General features: G+C 28.6%; 22 protein-coding genes. All 22 read left to right on the forward strand.

The window, feature by feature from the left end:
• Positions 1 to 74 precede the first annotated feature (74 nt).
• Positions 75 to 1,862 carry a GTPase HflX gene (gene hflX / locus DR020_RS09235; protein ID WP_112365777.1) on the forward strand — a complete coding sequence of 596 codons (1,788 nt, stop codon included), beginning with the start codon at positions 75 to 77 and terminating at the stop codon, positions 1,860 to 1,862.
• A gap of 217 nt (positions 1,863 to 2,079) precedes the next feature.
• Positions 2,080 to 3,492: an aminotransferase-like domain-containing protein gene (locus DR020_RS09240; protein WP_112365778.1), complete on the forward strand. Its 1,413-nt coding sequence runs from the start codon at positions 2,080 to 2,082 to the stop codon at positions 3,490 to 3,492.
• Positions 3,492 to 4,142, forward strand: a complete 651-nt coding sequence (locus tag DR020_RS09245; RefSeq protein ID WP_112365779.1) for a YigZ family protein — start codon at positions 3,492 to 3,494, stop codon at positions 4,140 to 4,142. Before DR020_RS09240 ends, DR020_RS09245 begins: the two co-directional genes overlap by 1 nt.
• A 104-nt stretch (positions 4,143 to 4,246) precedes the next feature.
• Positions 4,247 to 4,987: a YebC/PmpR family DNA-binding transcriptional regulator gene (locus DR020_RS09250; RefSeq protein ID WP_055259267.1), complete on the forward strand. Its 741-nt coding sequence runs from the start codon at positions 4,247 to 4,249 to the stop codon at positions 4,985 to 4,987.
• 282 nt (positions 4,988 to 5,269) lie between these two features.
• On the forward strand, positions 5,270 to 6,703 hold the full coding sequence (locus tag DR020_RS09255) for a ComEC/Rec2 family competence protein (RefSeq protein WP_112365780.1): 1,434 nt from the start codon (positions 5,270 to 5,272) through the stop codon (positions 6,701 to 6,703).
• A gap of 27 nt (positions 6,704 to 6,730) precedes the next feature.
• Positions 6,731 to 7,039 carry a hypothetical protein gene (locus tag DR020_RS09260; protein ID WP_112365781.1) on the forward strand — a complete coding sequence of 103 codons (309 nt, stop codon included), beginning with the start codon at positions 6,731 to 6,733 and terminating at the stop codon, positions 7,037 to 7,039.
• Between the two features lie 38 nt (positions 7,040 to 7,077).
• Positions 7,078 to 7,386 carry a hypothetical protein gene (locus DR020_RS09265; RefSeq protein WP_112365782.1) on the forward strand — a complete coding sequence of 103 codons (309 nt, stop codon included), beginning with the start codon at positions 7,078 to 7,080 and terminating at the stop codon, positions 7,384 to 7,386.
• 178 nt (positions 7,387 to 7,564) lie between these two features.
• Entirely contained in the window at positions 7,565 to 7,825 is a 261-nt protein-coding gene (locus tag DR020_RS09270; protein WP_055259263.1) for a hypothetical protein, read from the forward strand.
• Between the two features lie 107 nt (positions 7,826 to 7,932).
• On the forward strand, positions 7,933 to 8,523 hold the full coding sequence (locus DR020_RS09275) for a hypothetical protein (RefSeq protein ID WP_112365783.1): 591 nt from the start codon (positions 7,933 to 7,935) through the stop codon (positions 8,521 to 8,523).
• Between the two features lie 153 nt (positions 8,524 to 8,676).
• Complete coding sequence (gene ruvA / locus DR020_RS09280; RefSeq protein WP_112365784.1) at positions 8,677 to 9,276, forward strand: Holliday junction branch migration protein RuvA; 600 nt, start codon at positions 8,677 to 8,679, stop codon at positions 9,274 to 9,276.
• Between the two features lie 11 nt (positions 9,277 to 9,287).
• Positions 9,288 to 10,316 (forward strand): Holliday junction branch migration DNA helicase RuvB, encoded by a 1,029-nt coding sequence (gene ruvB / locus DR020_RS09285; RefSeq protein ID WP_112365785.1) that lies wholly within the window; start codon positions 9,288 to 9,290, stop codon positions 10,314 to 10,316.
• Between the two features lie 20 nt (positions 10,317 to 10,336).
• A complete protein-coding gene (gene queA, locus DR020_RS09290) occupies positions 10,337 to 11,362 on the forward strand; it encodes a tRNA preQ1(34) S-adenosylmethionine ribosyltransferase-isomerase QueA (RefSeq protein ID WP_055259255.1) in 1,026 nt (341 codons plus the stop codon).
• Between the two features lie 39 nt (positions 11,363 to 11,401).
• A complete protein-coding gene (gene tgt, locus DR020_RS09295; protein WP_055259253.1) occupies positions 11,402 to 12,544 on the forward strand; it encodes a tRNA guanosine(34) transglycosylase Tgt in 1,143 nt (380 codons plus the stop codon).
• 32 nt (positions 12,545 to 12,576) lie between these two features.
• A complete protein-coding gene (gene yajC, locus DR020_RS09300; RefSeq protein ID WP_055259251.1) occupies positions 12,577 to 12,840 on the forward strand; it encodes a preprotein translocase subunit YajC in 264 nt (87 codons plus the stop codon).
• A gap of 202 nt (positions 12,841 to 13,042) precedes the next feature.
• On the forward strand, positions 13,043 to 13,183 hold the full coding sequence (gene scfA / locus DR020_RS09305) for a six-cysteine ranthipeptide SCIFF (protein WP_055259249.1): 141 nt from the start codon (positions 13,043 to 13,045) through the stop codon (positions 13,181 to 13,183).
• Positions 13,184 to 13,261: 78 nt separating this feature from the next.
• Complete coding sequence (scfB, locus tag DR020_RS09310; protein WP_112365786.1) at positions 13,262 to 14,623, forward strand: thioether cross-link-forming SCIFF peptide maturase; 1,362 nt, start codon at positions 13,262 to 13,264, stop codon at positions 14,621 to 14,623.
• A gap of 121 nt (positions 14,624 to 14,744) precedes the next feature.
• Positions 14,745 to 16,004, forward strand: a complete 1,260-nt coding sequence (secD, locus tag DR020_RS09315; RefSeq protein WP_112365787.1) for a protein translocase subunit SecD — start codon at positions 14,745 to 14,747, stop codon at positions 16,002 to 16,004.
• Positions 15,997 to 16,869, forward strand: a complete 873-nt coding sequence (gene secF / locus DR020_RS09320; RefSeq protein WP_055259243.1) for a protein translocase subunit SecF — start codon at positions 15,997 to 15,999, stop codon at positions 16,867 to 16,869. The genes secD and secF overlap by 8 nt, the downstream gene beginning before the upstream one ends.
• Before the next feature lie 187 nt (positions 16,870 to 17,056).
• Positions 17,057 to 17,908: a DHH family phosphoesterase gene (locus DR020_RS09325; RefSeq protein WP_055259241.1), complete on the forward strand. Its 852-nt coding sequence runs from the start codon at positions 17,057 to 17,059 to the stop codon at positions 17,906 to 17,908.
• 39 nt (positions 17,909 to 17,947) lie between these two features.
• Positions 17,948 to 18,466 carry an adenine phosphoribosyltransferase gene (locus DR020_RS09330; protein WP_112365788.1) on the forward strand — a complete coding sequence of 173 codons (519 nt, stop codon included), beginning with the start codon at positions 17,948 to 17,950 and terminating at the stop codon, positions 18,464 to 18,466.
• 123 nt (positions 18,467 to 18,589) lie between these two features.
• Positions 18,590 to 20,803: a RelA/SpoT family protein gene (locus tag DR020_RS09335; protein WP_112365789.1), complete on the forward strand. Its 2,214-nt coding sequence runs from the start codon at positions 18,590 to 18,592 to the stop codon at positions 20,801 to 20,803.
• A gap of 24 nt (positions 20,804 to 20,827) precedes the next feature.
• A partial coding sequence (locus DR020_RS09340; RefSeq protein WP_112365790.1) for an MBL fold metallo-hydrolase occupies positions 20,828 to 21,401 on the forward strand: 574 nt, incomplete at its 3' end.

The raw sequence follows: 21,401 nt of genomic DNA on the forward strand, positions 1-21,401 counted from the left end.
AATATTGTATTTATAGTATAAAATTAAATGAAAATTGTCAAGAATAATATAGTATAGATATGAGGTGATTTTTCGTGATATATGGAAATGTTGATGGAATAAAAGACAGTATTTTAAAAGAATTAGAAAATATATATGATATGATAGTTCCAAAGTATACTGTATGCACTTTAGATATAATAAATATAATAAGTAGGATTTCTTCTAATATAGAAAAAGAAGTAAGCGTTGGAATAGATAGAAAAGGAAAAGTTGTAAGTGTTGCAATTGGTGATTCTAATAGTGTTGAAATACCAATAATAAATATAAATGAAAAAAAATTATCAGGTATTAGAATAATTCATACTCATCCAAATGGAATTGCAAATCTTTCAGCTCTAGATTTATCAGCACTTTTAAAACTTAAGTTAGATTCTATAATGGCAGTTGCAATTATGGATGGTAATATAACAGATGCTTCTTTAGGATTTTGTTATGTTCAAGATAATACTTTAGTTGCAGAAGAATATTCAAATTTATCAATAGAGCAAAGTTTATCTTTAAACATATTAGATAAAATTCAACATATAGAAAGCTTAATAAAACAAAGTGATGTAGTTGAAGATAATAGTGAAAAGGCTATTTTAGTTGGAACAGATACGCAGGAGAGTTTGGTTGAATTAAAAGAACTTACAAAAGCGTGTGACATACCAGTTTTAGATACTGTTTTTCAAAATAGAAGTAAAATAGATCCAGCCTTTTATATAGGGAGAGGAAAAGTTTTAGAGATTGCAAATCTTAGACAAAAATTAAGAGCAAATCTTGTAATTTTTGATGATGAACTTTCAGGTTCTCAAGTTAGAAACTTAGAAGCTGCCCTTGGAGTTAAAGTTATAGATAGAACTACTTTAATTCTTGAGATATTTGCAAGGAGAGCAAAAACAAGAGAATCTAAAATACAGGTTGAACTTGCTCAGCTTAAATATAGATCATCAAGACTTATGGGGCTTGGAACTGTTTTATCAAGAACTGGTGGTGGAATAGGTACAAGAGGCCCTGGAGAGAAAAAGTTAGAAACTGATAGACGTCATATAAGAGAAACAATTTATGATCTTCAACAACAATTAAAGAAAATTAAAAAAACAAGGGAAGTTCAAAGGGAAAAGAGAACAAAGCAAAATATACCTCAGGTATCTTTAGTTGGGTATACTAATGCAGGAAAATCAACTCTTAGAAATACTTTATGTGATATAGCATCATCAAAGGATGTTCAAGGAAAAGAAAATGTGTTTGAGGCTGATATGCTTTTTGCAACATTAGATACTACAACTAGAGCGATAAATCTTTTAGATAATAGACAAATAACTTTAACAGATACAGTAGGATTTGTTAATAAACTTCCTCATGAACTTGTAGAGGCTTTTAAATCAACTTTAGAAGAAGTAATTTTTTCAGATCTTTTATGTCATGTAGTTGATGTATCATCTAGCCATTTTAAGGAACAAATAGAATCTGTTGAAGGAGTTTTAGATGAACTTGGTGCTTTAGATAAGGCTAAAATGTTAGTTTTAAATAAGATTGATTTAGTAGATAGAAAAATTTTAGATGAAATAAAAGAGAAATATTCAACTAGATATAAAGTTTTAGAAATTTCAGCAAGAGAAAGAATAAATTTAGATAAACTTTTAAAATTAATATCTGAGGAACTTCCATATACTTTAAAAACAGTGGAATATTTAATTCCATATACTGCTCAACAAACAGTAGCATTTTTACATAGAAACGCTAAGGTTTTAGAGGAGGATTATAGAGATAATGGAACGTATGTAAAAGCCGATGTAGATGATGAAGTTTTAAATAAGTGTAAAGAGTTTGAAATATAAAAAATATGAGCCTAGGACAGTTTTGTTTTAGGCTTGTTTGTTTTATGTTTAGCATAAAAAATCATAATAAGTCTTTTAAAGTAGTGTAAAGAATAGAGTTGTCCATTAAAGTGTAGAATAATATAATATAAATATTAGATGAATTTAAACTTTGGAATATCAATGCCTTTAAGTTTCTAAGGTATGAAGAGTTGATATAGCATATAAAGGGGTTTTTATGGAAAAGTATAGATTGGAATTTTCTGAGGATGGATTTAAATATATCGATATTTATAATAAAATTAAAAATCTCATTGATGAAGATAAATTAAAGGATGGAGAAAGGTTACCTACTATACGGGATTTATCAAAATATTTAGAAGTTAATAAGATAACTATAATAAATACTTATAAAAAATTAGAACAAGAAGGATATGTAAGACAAATTCAAGGTAGTGGAACATATGTTAAAAAGCGACATGTACTTTTTAATTTTAAAAAAGATTACAATGAGATTTTAAGAAGGATGACAGCATCAAATTCAAAGGACTGGATTGATTTTGCAGGAGAGATTACAAGTGCAAGTTTTTTTAAAATTGAAAGACTTAGAGATGTTTTAAATGATGTTTTAAATCGTGATGGTGTAGAAGCTTTAATGTATAATGACAGTTTAGGATATAAAAGTTTAAGAGAGAGTATAAGTCTAAACTTTTGGGATAATAAAATTAACTCAGATGAAGTATTAATTATTTCTGGTGCTCAGCAAGGAATTGATATAACGGCTAAAACTTTAGTTAATGTAAATGATAGTGTTTTAGTTGAAAAACCAACCCATGGGGGAGCGCTTGGAGTTTTTAAATTAAGAAGAGCAAATATTTTAGAAGTACCTCTTTTAGATGATGGTGCGGATTTAGATGCTTTTGAAAGAATTCTAAAAAAAAATAAAATAAAATGTTTTTATACTATGAGTTATTTTCAAAATCCAACAGGTGTTAGTTATTCAAAAGAGAAAAAGATAAAGATAATAGAACTTGCTTATAAATATGATTTTTACATAATAGAGGATGATTATTTATCAGAGCTTGTTTATGATGAAAATATAGAATATTGCCCTTATAGAAAGTTAGATAAGGATAGGGTTATTTATATAAAAAGTTTCTCAAAAACTTTTTTGCCAGGAGTTAGAATTGGATATTTAATAGCACCGAAGAATCTTTGTGAAACCATTCAAAATTCTAAGGTGAATACAGATATTGCGACATCTAGCCTTATGCAAAGGGCTTTAGAAAAGTATATATCTACAGGATATTTTTTAGAACATATAAAATGTTTAAATAGTGAATATTCTAAAAGATATAACTATATAGTTAGTCTTTTAAAAGAAAAACTTTGTGGTTTAGTTGATTTTAATGAACCAAAGGGAGGATTAAATATATTTTTAAACATAAAAAAAGATGTAAATATAACATCTAGAGAATTGTTTTATAAGTTAAAGGATAGAAATATAATAATAACCCCAGGGGAAGTTTTTTATAATAACTTTAAAGATGGTGAAAAAAGCTTTAGAATAGGTTTTTCACAAACAGATTATGAAAGTATAGATAAGGGAATAGATAGTATATATGAAATTTTAAAAAGGAGAAAGCTTTAATGAGTTATAAGACGGTAAAACTAACTACAAGTGATAGTTTTGAAGAGAAAAAATCTGAGTTTATAGGATATATTAAAAGAGTTACAACAGAAGAAGAGGCAAAGGAATTTATAACTGAAATAAAATCTAAACATAAAGATGCAAGGCATAACTGCTGGGCTTATATAATTGGGCAAAATAAAAATATTCAAAGATATAGTGATGATGGAGAGCCACAAGGAACAGCTGGTATTCCAATTTTAGAGGTTATAAAGAAAAATGATTTAACAGACTGCGCTGTTGTCGTAACTAGATACTTTGGAGGAATACTTTTAGGGGCATCAGGACTTACTAGAGCATATACTAAGGGCGCTGTTATTGCAATTAATGCAGCAGGTACGGTTGAAAAGGTCTTGGGACTTAGAATTGCAATAGATGTTGATTATGACCTTTATGGAAAAATACAATATATATGTGGTGAGAACAATTGGCATATAGAAGATGCTGAGTTTACTGATAAGGTAAAAGTATATATTTTATCTGAAAAAGAAAAAGCAGAAGATATAAAATCAAAAATTATAGAATTAACAAATGGAAAAGCTATTATAGGTTTTGATGAAGAAAATATTTACTTTAAAGAAGAGAATAGATTGTATCTTAATATTGATTAACCCTTAAGTTGAAGCCTTGATATTACTATGTTATAATAATAAATAGCGTTAAATTTAGAAATATTTTTTGTGTGATTTTACATAAAAATTGGGAGGGATTTTAAATGTCAGGACATTCAAAGTGGCATAACATACAAGCTAAAAAAGGTAAAGTAGATGCTAAAAGAGGAAAAATCTTTACAAAAATAGGTAAAGAAATAGCAATGGCAATAAAACAAGGTGGAGCTAATTTAGAAGCAAACTCTAAATTAAGAGACGTTGTTGCTAAAGCTAAAGCTGCAAACATGCCAAATGATAACATACAAAGAGCATTAAAAAAAGGTGCTGGTGAAGCAGATTCTGTAAACTATGAATCAATAGTTTATGAAGGATACGGCCCATCAGGGGTTGCTGTTATAGTTGAAACATTAACAGATAACAAAAACAGATCAGCAGGTAATGTTAGAGCAGCATTTACTAAAGGTGGCGGAAATATGGGAACTACAGGCTGTGTAAGCTTTATGTTCCAAGAAAAAGGTGAAATCATCATAGAAAAAGGTGATTTAGACGAAGAAGAAGTAATGATGATGGCTCTTGAAGCTGGTGCTGAAGATTTCAACGCTGATGAAGAAGAAGTATTTGTTGTAACAACTACTCCAGAAGACTTTGGTTCTGTTAGAGAAGCTTTAGAATCTAACGGACTAGAATTTTTAGAAGCAGCTGTAAAAATGATACCAGACACTTACACTGAAATAGATGAAGAAGCAGCTAAGAAATTCCAAAAAATGCTTAACTTACTTGATGATGATGATGACGTTCAAGAAGTTTACCACAATGCAGAATTCCCTGAAGGATGGGAAGAATAATTCTATTAAAATGGAATTAAAATTTATATAAGATTACTTAAATCCACTTTTCAAAGTAGAGAAATATTTTGAAAAGTGGATTTTTATTTTACATATTAAAGAATTGAGTTAAATTATATCTATATAAAAAGGTGAGTAAACTTATTTAATTTTCAGAACAAGGCTTTATTGGAATTATTTATATGATGATAGTATAATGGTAAGGTGAATGTATATAACTGTAAATATATAATGGTTAATAAAACTTAGTTAATAATTAAATTTATTTAGGAGGGAAGCATTATGAGATTTAATAATAGTATAAAAAAAGAACCATTAAAGCATTATATTGATTTATGGGATAGAATACTAGAGTTCCATATAATAAATGTAGGGCAGGGACTTATGATATTATTAATATTTCCTGATCAAACAACAATGTTATTTGATTGTTATATAAAAAATGACACTGAGGAGAAAATACTAGAATATTTAAATAAGTATATTCTATATAGAAAAAATGGTCAATTAGAGGAAGAGCAATGGATAGATATTTTCGTTAATTCACATAGAGACGAAGATCATTATAAGGGATTAAAAAGTATTAATAGTAGATTCACAATAAAGTCAATATGGGATTCAGGGCAATATGGGACGGGAGCTTCTAGTAACAATGAGGATTATAAATATTATATGTATTTAAAAAGAGAGATTAAATCAAAATATGGGGAAAGGTCTGTACCTAAAATTGAGCCAGCAAATGATCCATTTATAAATATAGGTGGAGTTAATGTTTATTGTCTAAATTCAAAAGAAGATTTCACTAATGATGATGCTAATAATTTTTATAATTTTAATATTTTAGATAATGATGAGCAGAAAGAGCTATCAGAGTCTTATAAATTAAAAAAGCAGCATACAAATTGTATAGTATTATTATTAGATTATAATGGGAAAAAAATAATATTAACTGGTGATTCAGATTGGAAATCGTGGAAAGATTATATAGTACCTAAGTTTAAGGAAAATAATTTCTTGAAATCAGATATATTAATAGCAAGTCATCATGGATCAAGGTCATTCTTTACAGATGAAAGTAATAAAGAAATTGATATATATAGCAATCCAGAGACAACTTATTTAGAAAGTATATCTTATATAAATCCAGTAATAACATTAATATCATGTGGAAATTATGAACAATACCATCATCCTAATAAACAAGCCCTTAATATATATAGGAAAAATACATGTAATGATCAAGTCTATACCACTAAAGAAATGGATGCTAGTTTTGTTGGATTTATCAAGGAAAATGGACAGATAGGAGTAACTACTTCTAATTTTTATAATTACAAAAGTGAGCCTGAGTTAAACTTTGATTTAATATGTAAGGCAAAAAAAGATGAGATAGAAATGGAAATTTTAAATGGTGATGAGGTACAAATGGGTAGTTCATTAAATTTTACAGCTATGAATATATGTAAAATAGCTGATAATCCTATTAAAGAAAATATTTATGTAACATGGGAAGTATCTAATAATGGGAAATACAAGGACATAGAACATCAGGAAATATATACTATAGGAAAAAAACAAGAAAATAAAATAGCGTATTCGGCTACAATACAAAGAGACTTAGTTTATAACGGATTACATATGATACGTTGCACTATAGAAAATAGAGATAGAAATAAAAAAATAACAAAGATTTTTTATATAAAATCAAGGGTGTAAATATATTATAAGTTTAGGGGGAGTAATATGGAAAATATTAAGGATTATAGGAATAAAGAATTAACATGGTATATAATAGCTAACATATTAATTTTATTTTGTATGTTAAGTGGATTTAACCTAAATATTACTTCAGAGGTAAGTAGTACTGCAGAAATAGTTAATAAAGTATTAGGTATATCAGTATTTTCAGGAATAATATATGTTTTTGTTTTTATACTGGATTCAATTTTTGATAGTACTACTAAAAAGTATATAGTAAATTTGAAATTTAAACTGCCAGGACAAGTTGTTTTTAGTAACTTAAAAAATATAAGGATATTCGTTTTACATTAGAAGATGTAGAGAACAAATATAAGGATATATATGATAATATGCCTAATGAAAAAAAAGAAAAGTGTAATTATGAAAATAAAAACTGGTATAATATATATAAGAAGCACAAGGATGATAAAATGATATTTATTTCTAATAGGGATTATCTATTAAGTAGAGATATGAATATATCAACTGTAGCATTATTAATAATATATATACTATTAACTGTCTTCAATGTAATTCCATTCGAAAGTATTTATATTATATATCTTATATTTATGATATTCATAACAAATCTAATAACAAGGCAAAAAAGTAAAAGATTTGTGTTAAATGTTATTGCGCATGATTTATCATGTAAATAATATTGTAAGTTAAATTAGAAATTTAGATACAAACCGATTTTATTGATAAAAAATACCATATATGATATCATTTTAAATAAGAAAAGCAATTAATCCATATAATAATGTATATTATATGGATTATATTATTTAGAAATATGTATGCGATAACAAAATTTATGATTGGAGTGATAGTAACTTGAAGAAGGATGTTAAAGAAAGAGCTGAAAAATTTAGAGATAGGGTTCATCATCATATGAGAAATGAAGGGTTAGACCCAGAAAATCCAAAGCATAGAAGTGAGCATTATAAAAGGCTTAGAATTGATGAAAAGATTTTAGGGGAGATATTAAGTGGTATTAGTCGTGCTTTTGGAAACTATATAACTGATGATGAAGCTGAAATGTTTTTAGTAAAATGTGAAGAATCTTTAGAGGAACATGAAAAAAAATCTAAATAAAATAATATATATAAGGGCTTTGATTTATTTAAAGTCCTTTTTGTTTTATCTTTAATTGAATATAAATATTTTTTTGTGTCAATAATCACCAGTAAGAGGTGATTTTTATGAAATTAAAGTTTAAGTTTAGTAAAAAGAATATAGCGTTACTATCTATAGCTTTAGGTGCATTATTTTTTGCGGGAAGCTATACAGTATCTTACTTTTATAATAGAGAAAAAATACATGAAGCAAATGCAGAGATTGAAAATGAAAAACAATCAATAGTTTTAAAGGATAGTTATAAAATTGTATTAACTAAAAGAACAGTTGATGATGATATTATTGTTGAAAATAATCTTGATGTTAAAACTATAAAAAAAGAACTTGATGTAAGAGAATTAAATGTAGAACAAGTTGTAGAACTTTATAAACAAAAGGGATATTCTGTATCATCAACTGATGATTATCAAATGATTTTTGAAAGAGCAGTTGGAACTTTAGAGCCTAATAAATATTACATAGGTGATAAAGATGGATATATTGCTATTTATAAAAGTGATGTAAATGGAATTCCTGTTATAGAAAACGAAGATGATATAACTCAAAGGGAAATAAGTCTTTTAATGGAGATAGATCAGAATATGATAAGAAATTATGAAATGGTTTTTGATACAAAAGAAGAATGTGAGGAAGCTTTAAGTAATTTTATAAGTTGATTTTGGAAAGGATTTTAAATTCTTTCCTTTTTTAAGTTTTAAATCTAACTTATAGATTATTGATAATATAATATGTTCGTGTTAAAGTATAATATAGATTTTAAAATGTTCATAATTTATTTAATAAAAATTTTATGAAGTGGGAGAGTTTGTGTGTACGAATATATTAAAGGTTATTTTAAAGGTATAAATAAAGATTATGTAATTATAGAAAATAATAATATAGGATATAAAATATTTACTTCTGGAAATAGCATGGCTAATATGCCAAAGGTTGATGAAGAGGTATTTGTATATTTAGAGCAAATAGTTAGAGAAGATTTTTTAGGTCTTTATGGTTTTACAACTAAAGAAGAATTAGAAATGTTTAAAATGCTTCTTTCAATAAATGGAGTGGGCTCTAAAGCTGCACTATCTATGTTATCAATAAGTAGTGTAAATAATCTTAAATACGCTATAATGATAGGAGATGAAAAGCATATAACTAGAGCTCCTGGAATTGGAAAGAAAACTGCTCAGAGAATTATACTAGAGCTTAAAGATAAGTTTAAATCAGATGAGCTTGTACAGGGTGAATTGAGTGAAATAAGTTCACAGGGTGTAAGTGTAAATAACAATGTGGTTGAGGCGCTAGGTGCTTTATTAGCTTTAGGTTATACTGAAAAAGAGGCAGAAAATGCCCTTAAAAATATTGATAAGACTTTATCGTTAGAGGGTATCATTAAAGAAGCATTAAAGATACTTATGGGATAGGAGGTTAGTTAATGGATGAAAGAATAGTAACCTCAAATGAAACAGTTTTTGACTCTATTAATGAATATAGTTTAAGACCAGAAAAATTAGGTGAATATATAGGTCAAGATAAGATAAAAGAGAGATTAAATGTATTTATAAAGGCTGCTCAAAATAGAGGAGAAGCTTTAGACCATGTAATTTTATATGGTCCTCCAGGGCTTGGAAAAACAACGTTAGCTAATATAATAGCTAATGAAATGGGTGGAAATTTAAAAATAACATCTGGTCCAGCTATTGAAAGAGCTGGTGATTTAGCAGCAATTTTGACTACTTTAAACAATAACGATGTTTTATTTATAGATGAAATTCATAGGTTAAACAGAAGTGTTGAGGAAATATTATATCCTGCTATGGAGGATTATGTTTTAGATATTATAATAGGAAAGGGAGCATCTAGTAAGTCTATAAGATTAGATTTACCTAAGTTTACTTTAATAGGGGCAACAACCAGAGTTGGAATGCTTAGTTCTCCTCTTAGGGATAGATTTGGTGTTCTTTGTTCTATGGAATACTATACAGAAGAACAGCTAAAAGAAATAATAGTTAGGAGTGCTACCATTTTGGGATGTGAAATAACCGAAGATGGTGCATTTGAAATTGCAAAAAGGTCTAGGGGAACCCCAAGAATTGCTAATAGGCTTTTAAAAAGGGTCAGAGATTATGCAGAGGTAATGTTTAACAATAAAATAAGTTTAGAAGCTTCTAAGAAGGCTTTAGAAATGTTAGAAGTAGATGGAGAAGGTTTTGATAGATTAGATAATAAAATATTAGAAACCATAATAGATAATTTTAATGGTGGTCCAGTTGGCTTAGAAACTTTAGCTTACTTTGTAGGCGAAGAATTAGATACCATTGAAGATGTTTATGAGCCATATCTTCTTCAGAAAGGTTTTATTGTAAGAACTCCAAGAGGAAGAGTTGCAACTGATAAAGCTTATAAGCATTTAGGAAAAACTAGGGGAAAAGGAAATTCAGAACAAGTGGGTTTGTTTGAATAATAATAGAGAAGGTGAATTTTATGAAAGTAAGTGATTTTGACTTTTATTTACCAGAAGAGTTAATTGCGCAATGTCCTTTAAAGGAAAGAGATTCTTCAAGATTTATGGTGGTAGATAGAAAAACTGGTGAAATAGAACATAAGGTATTTCATGATGTGATAGATTATTTAGAAAAAGGGGATACTTTAGTTTTAAATAACACTAGAGTAATGCCAGCAAGATTAATTGGAGAAAAGGAAGAAACTGGTGGAAAAATTGAATTTCTTCTTTTAAAGAGAATTGAAGGAGATAAATGGGAGTGTCTTGCAAAGCCAGGTAAAAAGGCGAAGGTAGGAGCTATGTTTACCTTTGGCGAGGGAAAACTTAAAGCTGTGGTTAGAGAGATAGGTTTAGAAGGAAATAGAGTAATTGAGTTTATTTATAATGGTATTTTTGAAGAGATATTAGATGAACTTGGACAAATGCCACTTCCTCCTTATATTCATGAAAAACTAGATGATAGAGAAAGATATCAAACAGTTTATTCAAAAGAAAAAGGCTCAGCAGCAGCACCAACTGCGGGACTTCATTTTACTGAGGATCTTTTAGAAAAAATAAGAGAAAAAGGTGTAAATATAGCATTTGTAACTCTTCATGTTGGTCTTGGAACATTTAGACCAGTAAAGGTTGAATCTATTGATGAACATATAATGCATTCAGAGTATTATGAATTAGATGAGGAAAATGCAAAAATAATAAATGACACTAAAAAAAGAGGAAACAGAGTTATTGCTGTTGGAACAACATCTACAAGAACTTTAGAGACTATAGGAAATGAAAATGGAGAAGTTAGAGCACAAAGTGGATGGACTAATATATTTATATTTCCAGGATATAAGTTTAATATAGTTGATGCGCTTATAACAAATTTTCATCTGCCAGAATCAACTCTTATTATGTTAGTCTCAGCATTAGCTGGAAAAGAAAATATAATGAATGCTTATAAAAAGGCAGTTGAAGAAAAATATAGATTTTTCTCTTTTGGTGATTCAATGTTTATAAGATAAAAATAATATAAATATAAAAGTAAAGGACGTGAATTTAAAGTGGCAATAAAAAGATACACACTTCTTAAAAAAGATGGTAAAGCAAGAAGAGGTCAGTTTGTAACTCCTCACGGAACTATACAAACACCTGTGTTTATGAATGTAGGTACTCTAGCTGCAATAAAAGGCGCAGTTTCCTCAATGGATTTAAAAGAGATAGGATGTCAAGTAGAGTTGTCTAACACATATCATCTTCATTTAAGACCAACAGATAAAGTTGTTAAACAATTAGGAGGTCTTCATGAATTTATGAATTGGGATAGACCAATACTTACAGATTCAGGTGGATTTCAAGTTTTTTCTTTAGCTTCAATGAGAAAGATAAAAGAAGAGGGCGTTTATTTTAATTCTCACATAGATGGTAGAAAAATATTTATGGGGCCTGAAGAAAGTATGCAAATTCAAAGTAATTTAGCTTCAACCATAGCTATGGCTTTTGATGAATGTATAGAAAATCCAGCACCTAGAGATTATGTGATAAATTCAGTAAATAGAACGACAAGATGGCTTGAAAGATGTAAAAAGGAAATGGATAGATTAAACTCTTTAGATACAACTATAAATAAAGAGCAATTATTATTTGGTATAAATCAAGGTGGAACTTATGAGGATATAAGAATAGAGCATGCTAAGGAAATTGCAAAAATGGACTTGGATGGCTATGCTATTGGTGGTTTAGCAGTTGGTGAGAGTCATGAAGACATGTATAGAATAATAGATGCAGTAGTGCCTCATCTTCCAGAGGATAAGCCTATATATTTAATGGGGGTTGGAACTCCAGAAAACATATTAGAAGCAGTTTCAAGAGGAGTAGATTTTTTTGATTGTGTTTTACCTGCAAGAAATGGAAGGCATGGACATGTGTTCACAAGTCATGGTAAAATAAATCTTATGAATGCAAAATTTGAGCTTGATAAAAGCCCAATAGATGAGGGATGTCAATGTCCTGCATGTAAAAATTATACAAGGGCATATATAAGACATTTATTTAAAGCTAAAGAAATGTTAGCTATGAGGTTATGTGTTCTTCATAATCTATACTTTTACAATAAGCTAATGGAAGATATAAGAGCTGCTATAGACGGTGATTATTTTGAAGAATTTAAGGCTAAGAAGTTAGAAGAGTGGAGTAGAAGAGCTTAACATATTTTATAAATATTTTAAGGAGGAGCAGAATGAGCATACTAGAAACAATAGGGCCTTTTATACTTATGTTTGTTGTATTCTATTTTATCTTAATAGTTCCAGAAAAAAAGAGAAAAAAGAAATACGGCGAAATGTTAAATGAATTACAAGCTAATGATAAGATTATAACTAGAGGTGGTATAATCGGTAAAATTATAAAGGTGACTGACGAAAGTGTAGTTATCGAAACAAGTTCAGATAGAACAAAATTAGAAATAACAAAACAAGCAATTGGTACAAGAGTAGAAAAATAATGTTTTAAAGTCTTCTTTATTAAAAAGAAGGCTTTTTTTATAAGTATTTTAAATAATATGAAGTATTAATGTTATTTAATTGGAATAATTTTCAATAAAAAGTTATATGTATATTGTAATTGATGTTATGAAAAAAAACTTTGAAAAAAATATAGTACATGCTATAATGTTTAAGTATAGTTAGGAAATGGAGGAATGTCTAATGAAACGTATAAAAACAATAAACAAGTCAAGTTTAAAGAAAAGCTTATGTAAGCCAGCAGACTGTAGAGAATGTGCTAACTCATGCCAATCAGCATGTAAAACATCAGCTACAGTAGCAAACTTAGCTTGTGAAAATTAATTATAAATAAAAATAATATTTAAATGTTGGCAGCAACTTATAGTTGCTGCCATAGTTTTAATTTAGGAGGAAAAAGCGGTGGCTTTAGTTCATAAATTTATTCAAGATGGAGATTATTATTTAATTGATGTAAATTCAGGAAGTGTTCATATTATAGATGAACTTATTTATAATATGGTAGGAGAAGATGAGTTACTAGATAAGGAAGATGTTATAAACAATCTTAAAGATAAATGGTCTAAAGAGGAAATAGAAGAGGCTTATGAAGAGTTATTAGACCTTGTGAAGGAAGAAGTACTTTATTCAAAAGATTTATATGAAGAGATAGCTATGGCGGGAGATGAATCAGAATCTTACATAAAAGCTCTTTGCTTAAATGTTGTCCATGATTGTAATTTAAGATGTAAATATTGTTTTGCTGATGAAGGAGAATATAAGGGTTGTAGAAAACCTATGAGTGCTGAAGTGGGTAAAAGAGCAATAGATTATGTCTTAGAAAACTCAGGAAATATAAAAAATATAGAAGTAGATTTATTTGGTGGAGAACCTTTAATGGTATTTGATACTATTAAAGAAATAGTTGATTATGCTAAAGAAAAAGATAAACTATATAATAAAAATATAAGATTTACTATGACCACTAATGCAACATTATTAAATGATGAAATCATAGATTATATAGATAAAAATATGGGAAATATAATTTTATCTATAGATGGAAGAAAAGAGGTTAATGATAATGTTAGAATAAGGGTTGATGGTTCAGGTTGTTATGATAGAATTCTTCCTAATATAAAGAAAATGGTTGATAGGCGTGATCCATCAAAACAATATTATGCTAGAGGAACATTTACAAGAGAAAATACAGATTTCTTTGAGGATGTTATGGCACTTGCAAATGAAGGGTTTAGCGAAATATCAATAGAACCTGTTGTTCTTCCAGATAGTCATAATCTTTCAATTAGAAGCGAAGATTTACCTAAAATATATGAACAATATGATATGTTATATAAAGAAATGTTAAGACGTGCAGAAAATAATGATAATCCATTTAAATTCTATCATTTTAATATAGATTTAAATGGTGGTCCATGTGTATATAAGAGAATAGCAGGATGTGGTGCAGGACATGAATATGTTGCTATAACTCCAGATGGAGATATTTATCCATGTCATCAATTTGTAGGTAATGAAGAGTTTTTACTTGGAAATATAAATTCTGGAATAAAAAATAAAAATTTATCTAAAGACTTTAAAAATGCTCACATATACAATAAACCAAAATGTAAAGAATGTTGGGCAAGGTTCTATTGTAGCGGAGGATGTCAAGCAAATAACTTTAACTTTAATGGAGATATTCATGTTCCTTATGAAATAGGATGTGAAATGCAAAAGAAGAGAATAGAATGTGCTATAGCTCTTAAAGCTAAAACTATGTAATTAAAAAATAATTTTTGTTGCCACATATTGCTATGTGGTAACAAATAAAATATAATTTACACTATACATAATATATACAAAAAAGATATAATATGTATATAAATTACAGAGGGGGAGAAAGATGAAAACAAAAGTAACAGCTTTTACTGTGTTTATTATCTCCATAGCAATAATTGTATTCTTAGCATTTGCAGGATTTAAAGGTTTCACGATAAATGGGTATCAGTTTAAAACTTTTAATGACATGATTACAAAAGGGTTAGATCTTCAAGGTGGAGTATCGGTGACAATGCAATTAGAAGGAGACAATATAACATCTAAGGAACTTGAACAAACTCAACAACTTTTATCACTTAGAGTAAATAAAGTTGGAGTATCAAATACATCAGTTACCACAGAAGGTAATAATAAAGTTGTAGTTAATATTCCAGGAGATTATGATTCAAATTCTATTCTTGATACTTTAACCACAACAGGACAGCTTACCTTTGTATCTCCAGATGGAAGTACTATATTAACTGGATCTGATGTAAGGAATGCTAGTGTTTATGTAAACAACAATGGTGAACCAGTAATAACACTTAAGTTAAATTCAAGTGGTACAGAAAAGTTTGCAGAGGCAACTAAGACCTACTTAGGTAAAAAGATAGCAATTGAAATGGATGGTGAAGTTTTAACAGCTCCAACTGTTCAATCAGTTATAAGTGATGGTCAAGCAACAATAACAGGAAGTTCATCACTTGCAGAGGCAAAAAAGGTAGCAGATATTATAAATGCAGGTGCTCTTCCAGTTCCAGTTAAAGTAGTTTCAGTAGAAACTATAGGAGCGCAACTTGGAGCATCAGCTCTTCCAAATGCTATGAAAGCAGGAGCAATAGGGGTTTTAGTAATATTCTTATTCATGATATTAAATTATAGATGGGCAGGATTTGTATCATCTATGGCGCTTAGTATATTTATATTATTAGTTCTTTATGCTTATGTTGGTGTAGGTGTTGTTTTATCACTTCCAGGAATAGCTGGTCTTCTTTTAACAATAGGTATGGCAGTTGATGCTAATGTCTTAATATTTGAAAGGATAAAAGAAGAATTAAGGCAAGGACGGAGTGTAAGTGCTGCAGTAAAACTTGGATTTCACAATGCATTAAGTTCAATAATTGATTCAAATGTAACAACTATCATTGTAGCTTTAGTTTTATATTATTTTGGTTCAGGAGAAGTACAAGGATTTGCATTAACATTATTAATAGGTGTTCTTATAAGTATGTTTACAGCTATAATAATAACTAGGTTCTTTATGAATTTAGCTGTGGATTCAAAATTATTTAACAAACCTTCAATGTTCGGAAGAATAAAGAGGAGGGATGATAATAATGATTAAGATAATAGAGCATAAAAAAATTTGGTTTTCAATATCTATAATAATAATAGTAATTGGATTTTTATTTGTATCAATAAGAGGCTTGAATATAGGTATAGATTTTCAGGGTGGAACTGAAATAACGATGAACTTTGGTCATGAGTTTAATAAGGCAGACGTTGATAATATAATTTATAAATATAATCCAGATGCTATTACAACAACAGCAAATAATGGAACAGAACTTGATATAAAGGCAACAAATTTTTCAACAGAAAAAACTAATGAGATGATTAAGGAAATTGAAAGTACATTTAATCTATCAAGTGATGCGTTAGTTTCTCAAAATGAAATAGGACCATCAATTGGACAACAATTAACAAAAGGCGCAATAATAGCTCTTAGTATAGCTGTTATTTGTATGCTTATATATGTTGCCATAAGATTTGAGTTTGCATATGGAATATCAGCAATTATTGCTCTTGCACATGATGCATTAATCACAATAAGTATTTATGCAATATTTAATATTCCAGTTAATACGCCATTTATTGCAGCTATCTTAACTGTAATTGGTTATTCAGTAAATGATACAATAGTTATTTTTGATAGAATACGTGAAAATAGAAAAAAAATGAAGGGTGAAAGTTTTGATAGTATAGCTAATAAGAGTTTATCTCAAACTATGTCAAGGTCAATAAATACAACCCTTACTACTTTAACAACAATAGTAGCTATGTATATTTTTGTGCCATCAATTAGAGATTTTGCTTTCCCTTTAATAATAGGTATAGTATCTGGTGGATGTTCATCAATATTTATAGCAACTCCTGTATGGTGTGTAATTAAAAACAGAAAATCAGCTAAAAAGATAAAAAAAGCTTAGTGAAAAAAGTCACCTTTTATTGATTTAAAAGGTGATTTTTTTAATTAAAGTTAGTAATTTATATAAAAAAATGAGTAAAAATAATAGATTATAAGATAAAAAGATATAATTTTGTAAAAATATTTGTAAAATATTTAGTTTTAAATTATAATATATGTGTTTTCTAAAATTTATGGAGGGGTTAATCATGCGAAAGGCTTGGGAGAGTATTTATTGCCCAAATTACATATCGGGATACAATCCATTTAACTTAAAAAATATGAATAAAGCCATAGAACGATTAGTTACTGCCATAAATAACAGAGAAAAAATTGTTATATATGGTGGATGTGATGTAGATTCAATATGTGGCATATCATCCCTATTATTAATATTAAAATATTTGAATGCTGATGTAGAATATTGTGTTAGCTATAAAGTTGGAGATAGTTATGATATAGATGATAATATAATAAAAAATTATATATCTTTTTTAGGAGCTCAAGTTTTAATTACAGTAGGGTGTGGACTAATTGGAAAAGAGCAAGAACTCCTTTGTAATAGTTTAGGTATAGATTTAATCATAACAGAAAATAAAAAAGTAAAATCAATTTATGATTCTGTATATATAAATCCAAGTGAAAAGAATTGTTTTTATAGGTATAAAGATTTATCTAAAAGTGGTGTTATTTTTAAGCTTATGCAAGGAATAGCCATATATTATAATATGAAAAGTATAAATAAGTACTTAGACTTAATATTAATAGGTAGTATGTCAGAAAATGTTAATGATGTGGGAGAGAATAAAGTAATACTAAAGGAAGGTACAAAGTACCTTGAGAATACAAATAGTGTAGGATTAAGAGCTATAAAATCTTTTCATGGAATTAAAGAATTAAAAAAAGAAAACATTAATAAAATAATAGAAGAAATAACTCCTGCAGATAGTGTAGTTTGTAAAAAGGACAATGCTAAAATAATAGTAGAACTTTTAACTACAAATGATGAGGATAGAGCAGAACAAATAACTAAATATCTTTATAATGAAAAAAAAAGATAGATTTTTATAGATAAAGTCTATATGTTTTGGAGGTTAAAAATGGATTTAAGAGAAAAGGTTAGAGTTATAGAAGATTTTCCAAAGGAAGGTATAAGCTTTAAAGATATTACAACTTTAATAAGTGATGGAGAAGCTTTAAAGGAAGCTGTAGATAAAATGGCAGAGTTTTTTAAAGATAAAAATATAGATCTTGTAGTTGGACCAGAAGCTAGAGGATTTATTTTTGGTGTTCCAGTTGCATATGCTCTTGGAGCTGGTTTTGTTCCAGTTAGAAAACCTGGAAAGCTTCCAGCTGATACTGTAAAGGTTGAATATGATTTAGAATATGGTAGTGATATCTTAGAAATACATAAAGATGCAATAAAGCCAGGTTTAAGAGTTGCTATAGTTGATGATTTACTTGCTACTGGTGGAACAATTGCTGCTGTAACTAAGCTTGTTGAGCAAGTTGGAGGAGAAGTTGTAGGACTATCTTTTGCTATAGAACTTGAAAAATTAAAAGGAAGAGAAAAGCTTAAAGACTACGATGTTATGTCATTATTAAAATATGATGTTTAATATTGTTGAAAATATAAAATTATTATAATATAATTAGATAAAATGGCTGGTTAAATAACCAGCCATTGGCTTTATTAAATGCTAAAATAAAGATAAAAATATTGAAAAGGGAGAATCATCTAAATGCTGGAAAATTTGATATCTAAAATAAAAACTAGTGGCAATAATGCAGATGTTGATATGATAAAAAAGGCTTATAACTTAGCTTTTGAGGCCCATAAAGATCAAAAGAGAGAATCAGGAGAGCCATATATAATTCACCCAGTTAGTGTGGCTATTATTTTAACTGAAATGGGTATGGATACCAATACTATTGTTGCAGGATTACTCCATGATGTTATTGAAGATACAGATTATACCTATGATGATATTGCTAAAATATTTAATAGAGAAATAGCAAATTTAGTAGATGGAGTAACAAAGATAAATAAAATAAGATACAAAACTAAGGAAGAACAACAAGCTGATAATGTAAGAAAAATGCTTTTAGCTATGGCTCAAGACATAAGGGTTATAATAATAAAACTTGCAGATAGGCTTCATAATATGAGGACATTAAAATTTATGTCTCCTGAGAAACAAAAGCAAAAAGCCCAAGAAACTTTAGACATTTATGCTCCTATTGCGCATAGACTTGGTATGTCAAAGGTTAAATGGGAACTTGAGGATTTATGTTTAAGATATTTGCATCCAGATGAGTATTATAATTTGGTTAAAGACATTGCAGAAAAGCGAGTCGAGAGGGAAAAGTATATTTCATACATTATAGAGGAACTTAAGCAAAAATTAAAGTCTGCTAATATAGAATGTGATATAGAGGGAAGACCTAAACATTTTTATAGCATATACAGAAAAATGATAGATAAAAATAAAAGTATAGAGCAGATTTTTGATTTAACAGCTGTGAGAATATTAGTTGATACAGTAAGGGATTGTTATGAGGCTTTAGGAATAGTGCATACAATATACAAACCAATACCAGGTAGGTTTAAAGATTATATAGCTATGCCTAAGCCTAATATGTATCAATCACTTCATACAACTGTAATAGGTAAACAAGGAAAGACTTTTGAAATACAAATAAGAACTTTTGAAATGCATGAAACAGCAGAGTATGGTATTGCAGCTCATTGGAAGTATAAACAAGGTGTAAATTCTAATGATAAAGAGGAAAAAGGGCAAGGAAAAGAAGTAACAATAGCTAATAAATTAAGTTGGTTAAAAGAAATATTAGAATGGCAAAAGGAAGCCTCTGATGCAGAAGAATTTATGGAAGGATTTAAATTAGATCTATTTTCAGATGAGATATTTGTGTTTACTCCTAAAGGGGTTGTATTAAGTCTTCCAGCAGGAGCGACACCAATAGATTTTGCATATAAGATACATACTGATATAGGTAATAGATGCATTGGTGCTAAAGCTAATGGAAAGATGGTTACTTTAGATTATAAATTAAAAACTGGAGATATAGTAGAAATATTAACGACATCAACTCCTAAAGGGCCTAGTATGGATTGGCTTGGAATTGCAAAGAGTAATCAAGCTAGATCTAAAATAAAACAATGGTTCAAAAAGGCTAAAAGAGAAGAGAATATTGAAAAAGGAAAAGATGTTATAGAGAAAGAATGTAAAAGACAGTCAGTTAATTTTTCAGATATATGTAAAGGGATAGAGTATGAAAAATTATGTAAAAAATATCATTTAAATTCTTTAGAAGATTTATATGCAAATGTTGGAGAAGGCATTATAACAGCTTCAGTAATAATATTAAGGCTTAGAGGAGAGAATGCATCTCAAGATAAAATATTACAAAACGAAAAAACTAACAAAGATATTGAGGAACAAATATCAAAAACAGAAAAAAATAATGCTAGTAATAAAACTATGAATAATGGTGTAACAGTAAAAGGTCTTAGTAATATAATGGTTAGATTTGCAAGGTGTTGCAACCCTGTTCCTGGAGATGAGATAGTAGGATATGTTACAAAAGGAAGAGGAGTTTCAATTCATAGGAAAGATTGTAGCAATTTTAAAAGCATAATTGAAAAGCAAAAGGAAAAAGTTGTTGAAGTTAGTTGGGGGAAAGCTGAGGGTACAGCATATGTGGCAGAGCTTCAGGTAAGAGCTGAAGATAAATTGGGACTTTTATCAGATGTTATGGTCATAATAACTCAAGCAGGACTTCCGTTAGTTTCTTTAAATGCTAAAACAGAAAAAAATAATACAGCAAGTATTAATCTTCAAGTAAAAATTGATGATATAGAGCAGTTAAGAATTTTGATAAAGAAAATAAAAGCTTTAAAAGGAATATTGGATGTTTATAGAGTAAATAATTAAATAAATAGCTTAGGAGGTTAAATTATGATAATAAAAACAGTTATAGCTGGAGTATATGATGAAAATTGTTATATAGCGATGGATGAAGAGACAAAAGAAGCAGTAATTATGGATCCGGGTGGAAATTTTGATAAAATAGTAGACGCCATAGAAAAAATGGGGGCAAATCCTAAATTTATATTATTGACTCATGGACACTTTGACCATGTAGGAGCAGTAGATGAGCTTAAAGGGAAATATGGTATAAAATCATTTATATCAGAAGATGATGAAAAAATGATAGATAAAAAGGAATCAGCTTTTGGACCATTAGAAAAAAGTGATGGATATATTCATGATAATGATATGTTTAAGATAGGAAATATAGAGATAAAAGCTATAAAAACACCAGGTCATACTCCAGGTGGAATGTGCTTTCTTATAGAAAAAAATTTGTTTTCAGGAGATACATTGTTTAGAGAATCTATAGGAAGAAGTGATTTTCCAGGTGGAAGTTTTAGCCAACTTGTGAATGGAATAAAAACTAAGCTTATGATTTTACCAGATGATGTAGTTGTTTATCCAGGACATAATGCGTCTTCAACTATAGGACACGAAA

This window comes from Sarcina ventriculi (assembly GCF_900456775.1).
In the GTDB taxonomy this organism is placed as follows: Bacteria; Bacillota; Clostridia; order Clostridiales; family Clostridiaceae; genus Sarcina; species Sarcina ventriculi.